Origin of the sequence: Paracoccus solventivorans (genome assembly GCF_900142875.1) — a bacterium.
In the GTDB taxonomy this organism is placed as follows: Bacteria; Pseudomonadota; Alphaproteobacteria; order Rhodobacterales; family Rhodobacteraceae; genus Paracoccus; species Paracoccus solventivorans.
The window spans coordinates 17,870-34,040 of record NZ_FRCK01000002.1 but is presented as its reverse complement, the minus strand read 5'-3'; the positions used below and the strand labels follow the sequence as shown (position 1 = coordinate 34,040).

General features: G+C 69.3%; 14 protein-coding genes. 4 read left to right on the top strand and 10 right to left on the bottom strand.

Translation table 11 applies throughout. From position 1 onward, the window contains the following. Positions 1–57: 57 nt before the first annotated feature. Positions 58–1,434, bottom strand: coding sequence for an aminotransferase (locus BUB57_RS03445; RefSeq protein WP_073062215.1), 1,377 nt, complete (start codon positions 1,432–1,434; stop codon positions 58–60). Positions 1,435–1,618: 184 nt separating this feature from the next. Between BUB57_RS03445 and BUB57_RS16705 the strand changes: the two genes are divergently transcribed. Both BUB57_RS16705 and miaB read left to right on the top strand, forming a co-directional pair. Further along, positions 1,619–2,101: a DUF2380 domain-containing protein gene (locus tag BUB57_RS16705; RefSeq protein WP_073062211.1), complete on the top strand. Its 483-nt coding sequence runs from the start codon at positions 1,619–1,621 to the stop codon at positions 2,099–2,101. Between the two features lie 92 nt (positions 2,102–2,193). Further along, positions 2,194–3,501 (top strand): tRNA (N6-isopentenyl adenosine(37)-C2)-methylthiotransferase MiaB, encoded by a 1,308-nt coding sequence (gene miaB / locus BUB57_RS03435; protein WP_073062208.1) that lies wholly within the window; start codon positions 2,194–2,196, stop codon positions 3,499–3,501. 228 nt (positions 3,502–3,729) lie between these two features. On the opposite strand, the gene BUB57_RS03430 is transcribed toward miaB, so the two are convergent. From BUB57_RS03430 to BUB57_RS03410, 5 genes are read right to left on the bottom strand one after another with little or no spacing between them, the layout of a single operon-like run. Then, complete coding sequence (locus BUB57_RS03430) at positions 3,730–4,665, bottom strand: 3,5-dioxohexanoate:acetyl-CoA acetone transferase (RefSeq protein ID WP_073062203.1); 936 nt, start codon at positions 4,663–4,665, stop codon at positions 3,730–3,732. 6 nt (positions 4,666–4,671) lie between these two features. Next, positions 4,672–5,607 carry a 3-hydroxyacyl-CoA dehydrogenase gene (locus BUB57_RS03425; protein ID WP_073062200.1) on the bottom strand — a complete coding sequence of 312 codons (936 nt, stop codon included), beginning with the start codon at positions 5,605–5,607 and terminating at the stop codon, positions 4,672–4,674. A gap of 8 nt (positions 5,608–5,615) precedes the next feature. Then, the gene (locus BUB57_RS03420) at positions 5,616–8,129 is read right to left on the bottom strand and encodes a branched-chain amino acid ABC transporter ATP-binding protein/permease (RefSeq protein WP_234951974.1); all 2,514 of its coding nucleotides are present in this window, start codon (positions 8,127–8,129) and stop codon (positions 5,616–5,618) included. Positions 8,130–8,137: 8 nt separating this feature from the next. Beyond that, positions 8,138–9,016: a branched-chain amino acid ABC transporter permease gene (locus BUB57_RS03415; protein ID WP_073062190.1), complete on the bottom strand. Its 879-nt coding sequence runs from the start codon at positions 9,014–9,016 to the stop codon at positions 8,138–8,140. Positions 9,017–9,076: 60 nt separating this feature from the next. Then, positions 9,077–10,315, bottom strand: a complete 1,239-nt coding sequence (locus tag BUB57_RS03410) for an ABC transporter substrate-binding protein (RefSeq protein ID WP_073062186.1) — start codon at positions 10,313–10,315, stop codon at positions 9,077–9,079. Positions 10,316–10,498: 183 nt separating this feature from the next. Here BUB57_RS03410 and BUB57_RS03405 point away from each other — a divergent pair, with 183 nt between their 5' ends. Both BUB57_RS03405 and BUB57_RS03400 read left to right on the top strand, forming a co-directional pair. Next, positions 10,499–11,185 (top strand): GntR family transcriptional regulator, encoded by a 687-nt coding sequence (locus BUB57_RS03405; RefSeq protein WP_073062183.1) that lies wholly within the window; start codon positions 10,499–10,501, stop codon positions 11,183–11,185. A gap of 22 nt (positions 11,186–11,207) precedes the next feature. Beyond that, on the top strand, positions 11,208–11,975 hold the full coding sequence (locus tag BUB57_RS03400; protein WP_073062180.1) for an SDR family oxidoreductase: 768 nt from the start codon (positions 11,208–11,210) through the stop codon (positions 11,973–11,975). 45 nt (positions 11,976–12,020) lie between these two features. Here BUB57_RS03400 and BUB57_RS03395 read toward each other — a convergent pair whose 3' ends face one another. Genes BUB57_RS03395 through BUB57_RS03380 form a run of 4 tightly spaced genes read right to left on the bottom strand, consistent with a single transcriptional unit; the run spans position 12,021 to position 16,158 of the window. Beyond that, a complete protein-coding gene (locus tag BUB57_RS03395) occupies positions 12,021–13,163 on the bottom strand; it encodes a PLP-dependent cysteine synthase family protein (protein WP_073062177.1) in 1,143 nt (380 codons plus the stop codon). 2 nt (positions 13,164–13,165) lie between these two features. Then, positions 13,166–14,338, bottom strand: coding sequence for a M20 aminoacylase family protein (locus BUB57_RS03390; protein WP_073062174.1), 1,173 nt, complete (start codon positions 14,336–14,338; stop codon positions 13,166–13,168). Between the two features lie 9 nt (positions 14,339–14,347). Then, complete coding sequence (locus BUB57_RS03385; protein WP_073062170.1) at positions 14,348–14,821, bottom strand: L-2-amino-thiazoline-4-carboxylic acid hydrolase; 474 nt, start codon at positions 14,819–14,821, stop codon at positions 14,348–14,350. Positions 14,822–14,850: 29 nt separating this feature from the next. After that, positions 14,851–16,158 carry an NAD(P)/FAD-dependent oxidoreductase gene (locus BUB57_RS03380; protein ID WP_073062167.1) on the bottom strand — a complete coding sequence of 436 codons (1,308 nt, stop codon included), beginning with the start codon at positions 16,156–16,158 and terminating at the stop codon, positions 14,851–14,853. Positions 16,159–16,171 lie beyond the last annotated feature (13 nt).

Genomic DNA, 16,171 nt, shown 5'->3' with positions numbered 1-16,171 from the left:
AACCATGGTCTTTCGGGCAGGCTAGCGGCGACGGGTTAATTTCCCCTTAACGGCAGCTCAGATCTCGCCCTCGGCGCGCAGCCCGTCGAACACCTGTTCCAGCGCCCGGTCGAGCTTCTGGAACATTTCGTCCATCTGCGCGTCGGTCAGAATGAAAGGCGGGCACAGCACGATCGACTGCCCCAGCGGCCGGCAGATCAGCCCCAGGTCGGTGCAGGTGTTGGCGATACGCTCGCTGACCGAGAGATGCGGCGGGAAGGGCTGGCGGGTCTCGGCGTCCTTCACCGCCTCGAGCGCCCACATGAAGCCGACGCCGCGCAGCTCGCCGATGTTCTCGTGGCGCTGCATGATGTCGCGCAGGCCGGCCTCCATCCGCGGGGCCTTGTCGATGACGTTCTGCGCCAACCCCTCGTTCATCACCACGTCGATCGCCTTCAGGGCGATGGCGCAGCCGACCGGGTGGCCCGAGGCGGTGAAGCCGTGCGGAAACTCCTCGATCGGGGCGATGGCGGCGTCGAGCCGGTCCGACAGCTCCGGCCCAAGGATCACCGCCCCCATCGGGAAGAACCCGGCGGTCAGGTTCTTGGACGAGATGATCGCGTCGGGGGTAAAGCCATAGGTCTCGCAACCCCAGGTCGAGCCGGTGCGGCCGAATCCGCAGATCACCTCGTCCGAGATCACCGGGATCCCGTGTTTCTTCAGGATCGGCACCAGCGCCTGGAAATACCCCTGCGCCGGCGGGATCACGCCCCCCGCGCCCTGCACCGGCTCGGCAAAGAAACCGGCGATGGTGTCGGCGCCTTCGCGGGCGATCACCTCCTCCAGCTCGGCGGCCAGGCGGGCGACGAACTCGGCCTCGGATTCGCCGGGCTTGCCCTCGCGCCAGAAATGCGGGCAGGTCAGGTGGATGAAGCCGGGCAGCGGCAGGCCGAACACCTCGTTATAGGGCTTGCCGGTCATGCTGGCGGACACGGCGGTGACGCCGTGATAGGCGTTCCAGCGGGTCAGGATCTTACGGCGGTTCGGGTTCCCCTCGGCCCGGTGCAGGAACCACAGCATCTTGACCATGGTGTCGTTCGCCTCGGACCCCGAGTTGGTGTAGAACACCTTGCCGCGCGCGAACGGAGAGACCTCGACCAGCTTTTCCGACAGCATCACCGTCTGGTCGGACATGCGCCCGAAGAACGCGTGATAGCCGGGGAAGCGGTCGTATTGCGCCTTGGCGGCCTCGGTCAGGCCCTTGTGGTCAAAGCCGGCGACCATGTTCCACAGGCCGGAATTGGCATCCAGCCAGCGCCGCCCCTGGGTGTCGATGACATAGGGCCCCTCGCCATGGGTCAGCACGATGGTGCCGCGCCGCTCCACGCTGGGCAGGTCGGTAAAGCCGAACATCGACACGGTTTCGGCGCGGGCCGACCAGCTTTTCTCGTCCATGATGCAAACACCTCTCTCTGGTTGGGATCAGGCTAGCGCCGCCGTGGCGCGGGTTCAACGCGGCAAGGGGCGGCAGAATGGCCGGTCGCGCCGGCAGGCTGCCGGGCGGGCGCGGGTCATCCCTTGGTCTTGGGTGCCGGCGGCAGTGCTGGATCGGGGCGGCGGCCGGGGGCAGGCTGGGCGGATGATGTCCCTGTCTCGCACCCGTGCCCGTATCTGCGTGGCTGCCCTTGCGGCTCTGGCCGCGGCCCCCGCGGCGGCCGAGGTGGTGGCGCTGCTGCCGGTCAAGTTCCTCGACACCTCGGGCGAGGCCGCGGACCAGGGCGCGGCGCATCTGGCACGGCTGGAGGATTTCGGCGCCACGCTGGCCGAGGAAATGGCGGCCGGGCAGGGCACCAGCATCGCCCGCATCGACGCGGCCACCGTCGCCGTCGCCTGCTCGCCCGAAACCCCGGAATGTCTGGTGGCCCTTGCCCGCGACCAGGGCGCCGAGCGGGCGCTGTTCGTCGTCGTGCTCAAGACCAGCACGCTGATCATGCAGGGCTTCGCCACACTGGTCGACACGAAGGCCGAGACCGTGACCACACAGCGCGACCTGAGCTTCCGCGGCGATTCCGACGACAGCTGGACCCGCGCCGCCCGCTTCCTGGCCCGCGACCTGCGTTAAGCGGCGCGGGTTCCCATGGCCCGCCCGGGCCGCTATATGTGCCGGGTTCGACCGGCCGGCATCTCGCGGCCAGCATAAGGGCAGGGCGCGCCATGACCGACCAGACGCCGAAGAAGCTGTTCATCAAGACCTACGGCTGCCAGATGAACGTCTATGACAGCCAGCGCATGGCCGAGGCCATGGGCGCCGAGGGCTATGTCCAGACCGACCGCGCCGAAGATGCCGACATGGTGCTGCTGAACACCTGCCATATCCGCGAGAAGGCGGCCGAGAAGCTGTATTCCGACCTGGGCCGGCTGCGGCCGCTAAAGGGCGCGCGCCCGGATCTCAAGATCGGGGTCGCCGGCTGCGTGGCGCAGGCCGAGGGCGAAGAGATCATCCGCCGCGCCCCGCTGGTCGATCTGGTCGTGGGCCCGCAGTCCTATCACAACCTGCCCGCCATGGTGCGCGGCGAGGCCCCGGCGGTGAACACCGAGTTCCCGCCCGAGGACAAGTTCGACCACCTGCCGCAACGCCGCGCCACCCGCCGCGCCCCCGCCGCCTTCCTGACCGTGCAGGAGGGCTGTGACAAGTTCTGCGCCTTTTGCGTGGTCCCCTATACCCGCGGGGCCGAGGTCAGCCGCCCCATGGCCCGCATCATGGCCGAGGCGCGCGACCTGGTGGCGCGCGGCGTGCGCGAGATCACCCTGCTGGGCCAGAACGTCAACGGCTGGCACGGCGAGGGGGGCGAAGGTTTCGGCGCGCTGATCCGGCAGCTGGCGGGGATCGAGGGGCTGGACCGGATCCGCTACACCACCAGCCACCCCAACGACATGGGCGACGATCTGATCGAGGCGCATCGCGACATCCCGCAGCTGATGCCCTATCTGCACCTGCCGGTGCAGTCGGGGTCGGACCGCATCCTCAAGGCGATGAACCGCAAGCACACGGCCGAGCAGTATCTGCGGCTGATCGACCGCATCCGCGCCGCCCGCCCCGACATCATGCTGACCAGCGACTTCATCGTCGGCTTCCCCGGCGAAAGCGATCAGGACCACGCGGCCACGCTGCGGCTGGTGGAACAGGTCGGCTTCGGCACCGCCTTCAGCTTCAAGTATTCGCCGCGCCCCGGGACACCTGCTTTCGGGCGAGAGATGGTTGCCGATGAAATCGCCGACGCCCGGCTGCAGGAACTGCAGGCGCTGCTGGACCGCCAGCAGAAGGCCGCGCAGGAATCCATGGTCGGGCGCACCCTGGGGGTGCTGTTCGAGAAACCCGGCCGGATGCCGGGGCAGATGGTCGGCAAGTCGGACTATCTGCACTCGGTCTTCGTCCACGCGCCCGAGGTCGCGCCGGGCGAGCTGCTGCAGGTGCGGATCAAGGCCAGCGCGCCGAACTCGCTCGAAGGCGAGCTGGTCTGACGCTGATCTTGTAAGATACGGCGCGGTCGCGCCTTGTGGGCGCTGCCGGACGGGGGCTGTCTGCCCCCGCGAGGCCTGCGGCCTCTCCCCCGAGGATATTTAAGAACCGCCCGAATCCTCGCCCGCGACGCACGCGGGGATGGAAGGGGCAGGTTCTTCCTTGTGCAAATATCCTCGGGGGTCCGGGGGCGGACAGCCCCCGGTCCGGCCGTGCCGCCGGCGCGGCGCTCAGAAGCCGAGGTCGTCGGTGCCTTTCAGGTCCAGGATCTCGCGCGCCTCTTCCGGCGAGGCGATCTCCAGCCCCAGCCCCTCGATGATCTGGCGCACCAGCCGGACCTGCTGGGCGTTGGTCTCGGCCAGCTTGCCGGGCCCGGCCCAGAGCGAATCCTCCAGCCCGACGCGGACATGGCCGCCCATCGCCGCCGCCATCGCCGCGATCGGCAGCTGGTTGCGGCCCGCGCCCAGCACCGACCAGCGATAGTTGTCGCCGAACAGCCGGTCGGCGGTGCGCTTCATGTGCATCACGTCGTCGGGGTGGGCGCCGATCCCGCCCATCAGCCCGAACACGGTCTGGATGAACAGCGGTCCCTTGACGATGCCGCGGTCGTAGAAATGCTTGAGGTTGTACAGATGCGAGGTGTCGTAGCATTCGAACTCGAACCGCGTGCCGTTGGCGCCGAGATCGGTCATCACCTTTTCCAGGTCGCCGAAGGTGTTGCGGAACACGATGTCGCGGTTGCCCAGATAGGTTTTTTCCCATTCGTGCTTCAGCTTGCCCTCGAAGCGGTCGAGCATCGGGAACAGGCCGAAGTTCATGGTGCCCATGTTCATCGAGGCGACCTCGGGGCGGTAGGTCGCGGCGGGGCGCATCCGCTCCTCGATGGTCATGGTGGGGGCGCCGCCGGTGGTCAGGTTCACGATCACCGGCGAGCGCTGCTTGATGACCTGCAGGAACGGCAGGAACGCCTCGGGGGACTGGTCGGGGCTGCCGTCCTGCGGGTTGCGGGCGTGCAGGTGGACGATGGCGGCGCCGGCCTCGGCCGCGCCGATCGCGGCCTCGGCGATCTCGGACGGGGTCACCGGCAGATGGGGCGACATCGAGGGGGTATGGATGGCGCCGGTCACGGCACAGGTGATGATCGTCTTGCGGGGAGTCTTGGCCATGATGGGTCAGTCCTTGTCGGTCTTGGAATCGGTTCGGGAACGAAGATGGCGGTCCAGCGCCGCCAGCTCGCGGTCGCGCCAGGCGGTGCGGTCACGGATAGCCTGCGGATCGATCTCGGGGAAGGCGGCGGCGACGATGGCGGCGGCACGTTCCGAAAACGCCTCGGACCCGGCGCCGTCGTCGGCCAGCCGCCCCATGGTCGGGCCATAGCGGCGCATGTAGTCGTGCACCCCCGCCGGCGCGTTCAGCGAGACGGTTTCCAGCGGCCCCATCAGCGTCCAGCGCCGGCCCAGCCCGTGACGCATGGTGTCGTCGAGCGCCTGCACGGAACAGACCCCCTCGCCGACCAGCCGCAGCGCCTCGGCCAGCAGCACCGCCTGCAGCCGGTTCAGCACGAAGCCGGGGATTTCCCGGTTCAGCACCGCCGGCACCTGCCCGGCGGCGCGATAGATCGCCTCGGCCCGCGGCAGCACCCAGGGCTCGGTCTGGGGCGAGGGGCACAGCTCGACCACCGGCACCACATGCGGCGGGTTGACCGGATGCGCGACGATGCAGCGCCCCGCCCCCGCCAGCCCGACCGCGAATTGCGAGGCGACCAGCGCCGAGGACGACGAGGCGAGGATCACTCCCGGCGCCGCCGCCGCGTCCATGCGGGCGAACAGCTCGCGCTTGATCTCCAGCACCTCGGGGCCGCTTTCCTGCACCAGCGCCACCCCGTTCAGCGCCTGCTCCATGCTGTCGCAGGTGGTGACGCGGGCGGCGGCTTCGGGGTCGTCGCCCGCCTCGAGCAGCATGGCGCGCAGCAGCTCGGGCATCTGGGCGCGCAGCGCCGGGTCGGGGTCCCACAGCTGCACCTGGTGCCCGGCGCGGGCAAAGACGCAGGTCCAGGCCCGTCCGATCAGCCCGGCACCGACGATGCCGATGATATCCTTGTTGTCCATTCCCTCTCTCACAGCCACAGCACCTTGCGGCGCAATTCAAGATCCTCGGCCAGTTCGCGCGACGGGCCGTCGTGGAAGATGCGCCCGCGTTCCAGCGCCACCGTGCGGTCCGACAGCGCCAGCGCCAGGTCGAGGTTGTGGTCCACGATCACGATGGACAGACGGTCGCGCAGCCGGTCGAAGGTGCGGAACAGCTGTTCGACGACCGCGGGGGCCAGCCCCTCGAAGGGCTCGTCCAGCAGCAGGATCTTGGTGTCGCCCGACAGCGCCCGGGCCACGGCCGCCATCTGCTGCTCGCCGCCCGACAGGCGGTCGGCCTCGGTCTCCATCCGTTCGGCGAGGCGGGGGAAATATTCCAGGATTTCCTCGTCCGACCAGTGGGTGCCGGCGCCGGTGCGGCGGCGGATGCGGCCGAGTTCCAGGTTGTCGCGCACGGTCATCCCGGCGAACAGCCCGCGACCCTGCGGCACATAGCCCACCCCCGCCCGCGCCACCGCCGAGGGCGGCAGGCCGGAAATCTGCTGCCCGTCCAGCGTTATGGTGCCCGAGCTGACCGGCGCGATCCCGATCATCGCCTTGAGCAGCGTCGATTTCCCGGCGCCGTTGCGGCCCAACAGCGCGAGGATCTCGCCCTTGCGGATGTCGAAGCCGACGTCGTGCAGGATGTGGCTCTTGCCGTAATGGACGTTCACGCCCTCAAGCCGGCACAGGGTTTCGGTGCCCGCCTGCCCGTGATGGGCGGTCGCCGCCACCGCCGAGGTGCCCGAGCCGATGTAGATTTCCTGCACCTTGCCCGAGCTGCGCGCGGCCGCCACGTCGCCGTCCAGCAGCACCTTGCCCTCGTTCATCACCGTCACGTGGTCGGCGAGCGAAAACACCCGGTCGATATCGTGTTCGACCAGCAGCACCGGCACGTCCTGCGACACCTGCTTGATCAGGTTGCCCACGCGTTCGCGTTCCGCGACCGACAGCCCGGCCAGCGGCTCGTCCGCCAGCAGGATGCGCGGGCGGGTGGCCAGCGCCAGCCCGAGGTCCAGCAGCCGCTGCCCGCCGTAGGAGAGCGAGCCCGCGCGGGCGCCTTCCATCCCGCCAAGGCCGACCCATTCGATGATCTCGCGCGCCTGCGCGTTCACCCGCTCGATCGCGGCGGCCGAGCGCCAGGCGTTCATCCGCTGCGGGTCGGTGGATTGCACCGCAAGGCGGACGTTCTCGAACACGGTCAGTTCCGGGAACAGGCTGGTGATCTGGAACGAGCGGCCGATACCCTGCCGGGCGATCTCGTCGGCGCTTTGCCCGGCGATCTCGGCGCCTTCCAGCGTCACCCGGCCGGCGTCGGGGCGCAGCATCCCGGTCAGCAGGTTGAAGGCGGTGGTCTTGCCGGCGCCATTCGGCCCGATCAGCGCGTGCAGGGTGCGGTCGCGCACGGTCAGGCTGACCCCGTCCACGGCCTTGAGCCCGCCGAAGCTCTTGGCGATCTCGTCGGCTTTCAGCACCTCGTCCGGGCCGGGCGCGCCGTCGCGGCGCAGCATCGCGGGCAGGGGCAGGGCGGTGGCGCGACGGTCGGCCATGGCCGCGGCCAGCGTCGGGCCGGGGCGCAGCCGCGCCATTACCTGCCGGCCGATGCCCACCAGCCCCTCGGGCGCGAACATCACGAAGCCGACGAACACCAGCCCGAACCAGAACAGCCAGTTTTCCGTCCACATCGACAGGTATTCGCGGAAGAACACGTAGAACAGCGCCCCCAGCGCCGGCCCCAGGAAGCCGCGCATCCCGCCGATCACCGCCATCGCCAGCAGCTCGCCGGAAAACGCCACCGACATCGGCTCGGCCGAGGTCATGCGGTTCTTGAACATCAGAAGCGCGCCGGCCAGCGCGGTGACCGAGGCCGAGGTGACGAAGGCCGCCAGCTTGTAGCGCACCACCGGGAACCCAAGCGCCATGGCGCGGGTCTGGTTCTCGCGGATCGCTTCCAGCACCCGGCCCAGCGGCGCGTTGACCAGACGCCACAGCCCGAAGGCCACCGCCAGCGCGATCAGCGCGGTGACGATATAGAAGTTCATGTTGTTGTTCAGGTCGAAGCCGCCCCAGGACGGGCGCTCGACCCCGCCCAGGCCGTTCTCGCCGCCGGTCAGCGCGGTCCAGCGGAAGGCGATGGTGAACCCCAGCGCCGACAGCGCCAGCGTCATCAGCGAGAAATAGACGCCGCGGCGGCGCAGCATCAGCACGCCGAACCCCGCCGCCAGCACCGCCGACACCGCGAGCGCCGCGGCCAGCGGCAGCCAGAAGGCATGGCCGGGCAGGGCGCGCGCGGCCAGTGCCGCGGCATAGGCGCCCAGGCCGAACCAGGCGCCGTGGCCGAAGCTGACCAGCCCGGTATAGCCCGACAGCAGGTTCAGCCCCATGGCGGCGACGGCGAAGATCACCACCTCGACGGCCGAGGTCGTGGTCAGCCCGATCCATTGCAGCGCAAAGGGCAGTGCGGCCAGCGCCGCGGCGGCGATCAGCAGGGGATGGATGCGCATGAAGCCCCTCATTCGAAACGCAGGATGCGTTCGCCCATCAGCCCGCGCGGACGCAGCAGCAGCACGACGAACATCAGCAGATAGATGGCGGCCATGGACATCGCCGACTGGCCGATGGCGATCATGAAGCCCTTGACCAGCCCGACCAGCAGCGCGGCCACGACCACCCCCCAGAACGAGCCGAGGCCCCCGATCACCACCACGACGAAGGCCGCGGTCAGGATCTCGGCCCCCATCGCCGGGTGCACGGGATAGATCGGCGCCATCAGCACCCCGGCCAGCCCCGCCAGCCCGATGCCGATGCCGGCCACCGCCGACAGATAGGGGCGCAGGGAAATCCCCATCGCGCCCAGGATGTCGGGGTTCTGGATGCCGGCGCGCACGATGCGGCCAAAGGCCGTGCGGTTCAGCAGCACCCACACCGCCGCCACCACCGCGATCGCCACCGCGATCTGGAACAGCCGGTAGCGGGAATAGACGAAATCGCCCAGGAACACCTGCCCGGTCAGCACCGAGGGCATGGAATAGGCCTGCGGCGAGGCGCCGAAATACCAGCGCAGCGCCTGCTCGATCACCATGGCAAGTCCAAAGGTCAGCAGCAGCGAATAGAGCGGGTCGGCCTTATAGAAGCGGGTGAACAGCAGCCGCTCGGTCACCATGCCCAGCCCCGCGACCAGCAGCGGCACGATGACCAGCACGGGGAAGAACCCCAGATACGGGGTCAGCAGGAACGCGAGATAGGCCCCCAGCGCATAGAACGCCCCATGCGCCAGGTTCACGATCCCGCCCAGCGAAAAGATCAGCGACAGCCCCAGCGCGATCAGCAGGTAATAGAAGCCGTCCAGCAGCCCGTTCAGGAGCTGCGCGGCAAAGAGAAACAGGTTCATCGCTTGGCCCTTCCGGCAAAGGGAAGGGGCGCGGCCGCCGCCGCGCCCCGCGGTTTCAGGTCAGCCGCCGAAGCTGCATTCGCCCCCCACGGCAGCCTCGATCAGCGTTTCCAGCGGCTGGTCGGGGGCCGGCACCGGCGCCGAGGTGGTGAAGATGTCCCACTGGTTCTGCTGCTCGCCCGGGGGCAGCGCCGTGATCGTGTAGACCTCTTGCATCAGCTGGTGGTTCTTGGGGTTGAAATAGGCGGGACGCGATTTCATCACGTCGAAGGTGTTTTCCGGGTTCTCCAGATAGCCCACCAGCGCCTCGCCGTCGGTGCCCACCGCCTCGATCGCCTGCTTGAGGATATACATCGCGGTGTAGTCGCCGAAGGCCTGGTTTTCCGGCGGCTTGCCGTATTTGTCCGTGAACGCCTTGACGAAGGCCTGCGAGCGTTCGGTGTCGACCTGATGGGTCCAGACCGTCGGCCAGGTGCCCTTGAAGTTCTCGCCCCCCGCGGCCCAGGCCGAGGCGGTGTCGAAGCCGAAGCCGCCGACCGGCGCGTCCAGCCCGAACTCGGTATATTGCTTGAGGAAGCTGGTGATCTGCGTCCCGGCCAGGTTCGAGACCACGACATCGGGCTTCGCTTCGCGCACCTTCAGCAGATAGGACGAGAAATCGGTGGCGTCGGTCGGCACCAGATCGTCGCCGGCGATATTGCCGTTGCTGCGGTCCAGGAACGCCTTGGCCGCGTTCAGCAGGTCGTGGCCGAACGCATAGTCGGCGGTCAGCAGATACCAGTTCTTGCCGTCGACCAGCCCCTCGTTCTGCAGGTACTGGCCCTCGGCGTTCACGTACATCGCGTTCTGCGTCTCGACGTGGAACATGTAGCGCTTGCAGTCGCTGCCGCGCAGCGTGTCCGAGTTGGCGCCGGTGTTGATGAACGGGCGCTGGGCGCGGTCGGCGACCTGCGAGATGGTCAGCGCCGAGGCCGAGCTGATCTCGCCCACGATGGCGACGACCTCGTCGCGCTCGATCATGCGCTCGGCCTTGGTCGAGGCGGTCTGCGGGTTGACCGAGTCCTCCTTGATGATCTCGATCATGCGGCCGTTGACCCCGCCGGCGGCGTTGATCTCTTCGACGGCAAGATCGGCGGCCATGACCGCATATTCGCCCAGCGGGCCCAGGAACCCGGTGCGCGGCGTCAGGTGGCCGATGCGGATCGGCCCGTCGTCCTGCGCGAAAGCGCCCAGCGGCAACAGCGCGGCCCCAAGGGTCAGCGCGGTGGTGGCGGCAAGCAGCCGGCGGCGGTGAAGCATGGATTTCTCCTCCCCAGGAAAATCTCGTGGATCGCGGTCCTGCCGTGATCTGAGATCACAGTTGCAGTCGATTCCGCCTGCGTCAATCAAAAATTCATGCTGCAACTGCAAAATAGACCCGAGATATTATGGCCTTGCCTTGCGCGCGATCTGAGATCACAGTTAGGGCAAGCCGAGGGTGAAATGACCAGTCAGGATAAGACGATAACGCCGCTTCGGGTCGCCTCTCTGGCGAGCCAGGTCCATGATGCGCTGACGGAAATGCTGCTGTCGGGGGAACTGCGTCCCGACGATCGCATCCCGATGCGCGAACTGGCCGAACGGCTGGGGGTGTCGGTGATGCCGGTGCGCGACGCGGTGGCGCGGCTGGTGGCGCAGCAGGCGCTGGTGGTGCTGCCCAACCGCGCCGTGGCGGTGCCGCTGCTGACCAGGGGCCAGTTCCGCGACCTGACCGAGGTGCGCGTCCACAACGAGACCCACGCCGCCGCGCTGGCCGCGCGCCACGCCACCCCCGCGCAGGTCGCGGCGCTGCGCCAGGCCGATGCCGCATTCGCGCAGGCGCTGGGCGCCCCTGACGCCAAACCCTCGGTCCGCGCCAACAAGGAACTGCATTTCCTGCTGTACGAGGCCGCGGGGTCGGCCGTGCTGGTCGAGGTGATTCGGGCGCTGTGGCTGAAGGCCGGGCCGATCATCAACCTGGACCTGGAACAGGACACCCGCCGCCGCCGCACCGCAGTGTCGCGCGCCCTGCACGGGCAGCTGGTGCAGGCGGTCGAGGCCCGCGACCCGCAGGCCGCCGCCGATGCAGTCGAGGCCGACATCCGTTCGGCCGCCGAGTTCATCCTGTCGCGCGACATCCTGCCTGCGTGACCTCTCAACAGGGAAACCGTCCATGAATCTGGATCTCAACGGAAGCCGCGTCATCGTCACCGCCGGCGCCGCCGGCATCGGCCGCGCCATCGTCGAGGGGTTCCTCGCCGAAGGGGCGCAGGTGGCCACCTGCGACATCGACGAAGCGGCACTGGCGACGCTGCCCGAGGCGGTGTTCGCCCGCCGCGTCGACGTGGCCGATGCCGAGGCGCTGCGGGGCTTCGTGGCGGATGCCGCGGCGGCGATGGGCGGGCTGGACTGCCTGGTCAACAACGCCGGCATCGCCGGGCCGACCGCCAGGGTCGAGGATGTGGCGCTGGACCAGTGGAACGCCACGCTGGCGATCTGCCTGACCTCGCATTTCGTGGCCGCCGCCGCCGCCGTGCCGCTGCTGCGGGGCAGCGACAACCCCTCGATCGTGAATCTCTCGTCGCTGGCCGGGCGGCTGGGGTTCGCGCTGCGCAGCCCCTATGCGGCGGCGAAATGGGGGGTGATCGGGCTGACGAAATCGCTGGCGATCGAGCTGGGCGGCGATTCCATCCGGGTCAACGCGGTGCTGCCGGGGATCGTCTCGGGCGACCGCCAGCGCCGGGTGATGGAAGCCCGCGCCCAGGCCCGCGGCGCCTCGTTCGCCGAGATCGAGGCCGAGGCGTTTTCCCACAGCGCGATCCGTGAATACGTTACCCCGCAGCAGATCGCCAATCAGGTGCTGTATCTGGCCAGCCCCTTGGGGCGCACCATGTCGGGGCAGGCGATTTCCGTCTGCGGCGGCACCGACCGGCTGGGCTGAGCGGAAAACACCCCGCCGCGGGACCATGCCGCGGCGGGGGGGTCGTCATTCTGGAAACGGCGTGCCGCCGTGGTCGAGGAACCGCTCGAGCGCGGCCCGCCACGGCGCGATGTCGATGTCCTCGCGCGCCAGCCACTCGGGGTTGTAGTAGCTGTCGGCATAGCGGTCGCCGCTGTCGCAGATCAGCGTGACCAGCGAACCGCCCTGACCCTCGGCCATCATCGCCGCCGCCACGCAGCACAGCGCAAAGAAGTTGGTCCCGGTCGAGCCGCCGACCCGGCGGAACAGCCGGTCCGACAGCACATGCGCCGCGGCGATCGAGGCCGCGTCCGGCACCCGGATCATGTGGTCGATCACGCTGGGGATGAACGAAGGCTCGACCCGCGGCCGCCCGATCCCCTCGATGCGCGAGCCCGGCGCCTCGGTGTCGTCGCGGCCGGTGGCCCAGGCGTCGTAGAAGGCCGAGCCCTCGACATCGGCCACGCACAGCCGGGTGCGAAAGCCGCGATAGCGGATATAGCGCCCCAGCGTCGCCGCGGTGCCGCCGGTGCCGGCGCTGGTGACGATCCACTCCGGGACCGGGGCTTCCTCGCCCTCCATCTGGCGAAAGATGCTGTCGGCGATGTTGTTGTTGCCGCGCCAGTCGGTCGCCCGCTCGGCATGGGTGAACTGGTCCAGGTAATAGCCGCCATGCTTGGCGGCCAGCCTTGCCGCGACCTCGTAGACCTCGCCCGTATGCTCGACGAAGCTGCATTCGCCGCCGAAGCTGGTGATCGCCTCGATCTTCGACGGGCTGGTCGAGCGCGCCATCACCGCGATGAAGCGCAGCCCCAGCAGCCGGGCGAAATACGCCTCGGACACGGCGGTCGAGCCCGAGGACGCCTCGACCAGCACGGTATCGCGGCGGATGCGGCCGTTGCAGATCCCGTAAAGGAACAGCGAGCGCGCCAGCCGGTGCTTGAGACTGCCGGTCGGGTGGGTGCTTTCGTCCTTGAGATAGACCGAGATCCCGGGCAGCCCCGGAAAGATCGGCTTCAGCAGATGGGTGTCGGCGGAACGGTGGCTGTCGCCCGACAGCACCGCCACCGCCTGCCGCGCCCAGGCCCGGTCGCGGCATTCGGGCAGCGCCGGCAGCAGGCCGGGGCCGGAACCGGCGCCCGGGTCGGCCGGGAAGGAAAGGGAGGGCATCGTTACTCCTGCAACGGTAGCCGGCTGCGCACCAGCGCGGTCCAGTAGGACACGCCCCAGGCGATGGCATCGTCGTTGAAATCATAGGCGGGGTGGTGCAGCCCGGCGCTGTCGCCGTTGCCGATGTTGATCATCGCGCCCGGCACCTCGTTCAGCATGAAGGAAAAATCCTCGCCCCCCAGCGTCTGCGGCATGTCGCGGTGGACCCGGCCCGCGCCCGCCACGGTTTCCGCGGCCAGCGCCGCGTATTCGGTATGCGCGTCGTGGTTGACGGTGACCGGATAGTGGCGGCCATAGTCCAGCCGCGCGGTGGCGCCATAGGCGGCGGCGATGCCCTGCACCATCTCGCCCATCCGCGCCTCGATCAGGTCGCGGACCTCTTCGCGCAGGGTGCGCACGGTGCCGGCCAGCGCCAGCGTCTGCGGGATCACGTTATAGGCGTCGCCCGCCTGCACGCGGGTGACCGAGACCACGGCCGAATCCACCGGGTCGAGGTTGCGCGACACGATGCTCTGCAACCCCTGGATCAGCGCTGCCATCACCGGCATCGGGTCGATGGTGCGGTCGGGCTGGGCCGCATGGCCGCCCTTGCCGGTGATCTCGATGTCGAACATGTCGACCGAGCCCATGATCGGCCCCGGCGCGATGGTGAACTCGCCCACCGGCAGGCCGGGGCGGTTGTGCATCCCGTAGACCTCGTCGACCGGAAAGCGCTGGAACAGCCCGTCCTCGATCATGGCGCGGGCGCCGGCGCCGCCTTCCTCGGCCGGCTGGAAGATCAGCACCACCGTGCCGTCGAAGTTGCGGCTTTGCGCCAGCCCCATGGCGGCGCCCAGCAGCATGGCGGTGTGGCCGTCATGGCCGCAGGCGTGCATCTTGCCCGGCACTTCCGAGGCCCAGTCGGCGCCGGTGGCCTCGACGATCGGCAGCGCGTCCATGTCCGAGCGCAGGCCGATGGTCCGGCCCGAGCGGTTGGAGCGCCCGCGGATCACCGCCACCACGCCGGTGCGGCCGATGCCCTCGTGCACCTCGTCCACCCCGGCCTCGCGCAGCGCCTCGGCCACACGCGCCGCGGTGCGGGGCAGGTCGTAGAGCAGTTCCGGGTTGCGGTGCAGGTCGCGGCGGAAGTCGACCAGCTGGGTGATACGGTCGGAAATCCAGTTCTCGACGGCCATTTTCGGTTCCTATTCTTCCTTGGTGTCCATGCGATAACGGAAATCGCAGTGGGAGGCGCCCTGCATGATGGTCTGGCTGCGGGTCAGTTTCATCTTGGGGTTGTAGCCGATGCAGAAATCGCCGTCGCGGTTGCAGGACAGCAGATGCCCGATCCGGCCCACCCCCATCTCGCGATACATCTCGGCATAGCGGCAGCGGGTGACGTTGAACTCCATCTTCTCGTCGTCCACGCCCAGCATCTCGATCTCCAGCGAGCCGCCGGCGGTCCAGTTCGGCATGATCGCGGCGAAGTCGTGGAAATCGGGGGTGTGGCCCAGTTCGTTGGCGAAAGCCTGCCCCTGCTGGATCGCCGATTGCGTCACCGCGGTGCCGATGATCTCGTCGGCGGTGTCGGTGCCGTAGCGGGTCTCGAGCACCTCGTGCACGTTCTTGAGGATCTGCGCCTCGATCCGGCGGCGCTCGATGATGGGAAGCTGGCTCACTGGCTGGCCTTTCGGGTCTTGGGGGGTGGTCATTTCATTTCCTGCAGGTCCTTGCGGCGCATCCACGCCAGATAATTCGGCGCAATCCGGCGGGCGAAGCTGTGGAAGGGCAGGGGCCGCGGCTCGGACAGGGGCAGGGCCAGCGTATCGAGCGCGACACCCGACACCGCGCGCGCCATCTCGCGCCCCAGCGCCACGCCCAAGGCGACGCCGCGGCCGTTGCAGCCGATCCAGGTCCAGGCGTCCGGGCCCAGCTGGTGGATGCGCGGGAAACGGTCCCAGGTCATGCCGATATAGCCGGACCAGACATGGCTCATCCGCGGGGTGCCCAGCTGGGGATAGGCCTCGGCCAGGCTGCGGGCGGCCTTGTCGGCGACGCGGCGGGCCATGTCGCGCCGGCCCATCACCGCGCCGCCGGTGATCAGCCGGTTGCGCGCGTCATAGCGGAAGAACCGCAGGTCGCCGCGGGTGTCAGAGACCGCCTGCCGCCCGGGCAGGATGCTGGCGCGCAGCTCGTCCGGGATCGGGTCGGTGGACATCTGCCAGGACAGCACCGGCACGATGGTCTGCGCCAGCTTGCGGGCCAGCCGCGGCACCAGCTCGCCGGTATAGGCGTTGGTGGCCAGGATCATGTGGCGGGCGCGGACCTTGTGGCCCACGGTGGTGCGCACCATCCAGCGGTCGCCCTCGCGCGACCAGCCGGCGACCGGGGTCGCCTCGTGGATCACCGCGCCGTGGGCGGCGGCGGCGCGGGCGAGGCCGCGGGCGAGGCCCAGCGGGTTGATATGGCCGCCGGTGGGGTTCAGCATCCCGCCATACCAGAAATCCGTGCCCAGCAGCGCCGTGGTTTCTTCGCGATCGAGCAGGCGGGCAGGAAAGCCGTAATGCTGCCAGGCCTCGACCCGGGCGCGCGACAGCCTGACCCGGCCCGGCGAATGGGCGGGCTGGAACCAGCCGGTCTGTTCGGCCTCGGCGTCGGCCTCGATCCCTTCGCGCCGGGCGATGTCGAACAGCGTGTCGGCGCTGCCGCCCACCAGCCGCACGAAGCGTTCGCCCGCCGCACCCCAGCGCTCGGCCATGGCGCGGGGCTCGGCCGCGGTCAGGGTCGGGATCACCTGGCCGTTGTTGCGCCCCGAGGCGCCCCAGCCCACCGCCTGCGCTTCCAGCAGCAGCACCCGCTGCCCCGCGCGCGCCAGTTCCAGCGCCGCCGACAGCCCGGTGAAGCCGGCGCCGATCACCACCGCATCCGCTTCGGCGTCGCCGGCCAGCGGCGGCGCCTGCGGGGGCCGGGGGGTCACGGCAGCCCAGATCGAGTCGGGAAACACTACGTCGGCCATGGTCTTATCCTTG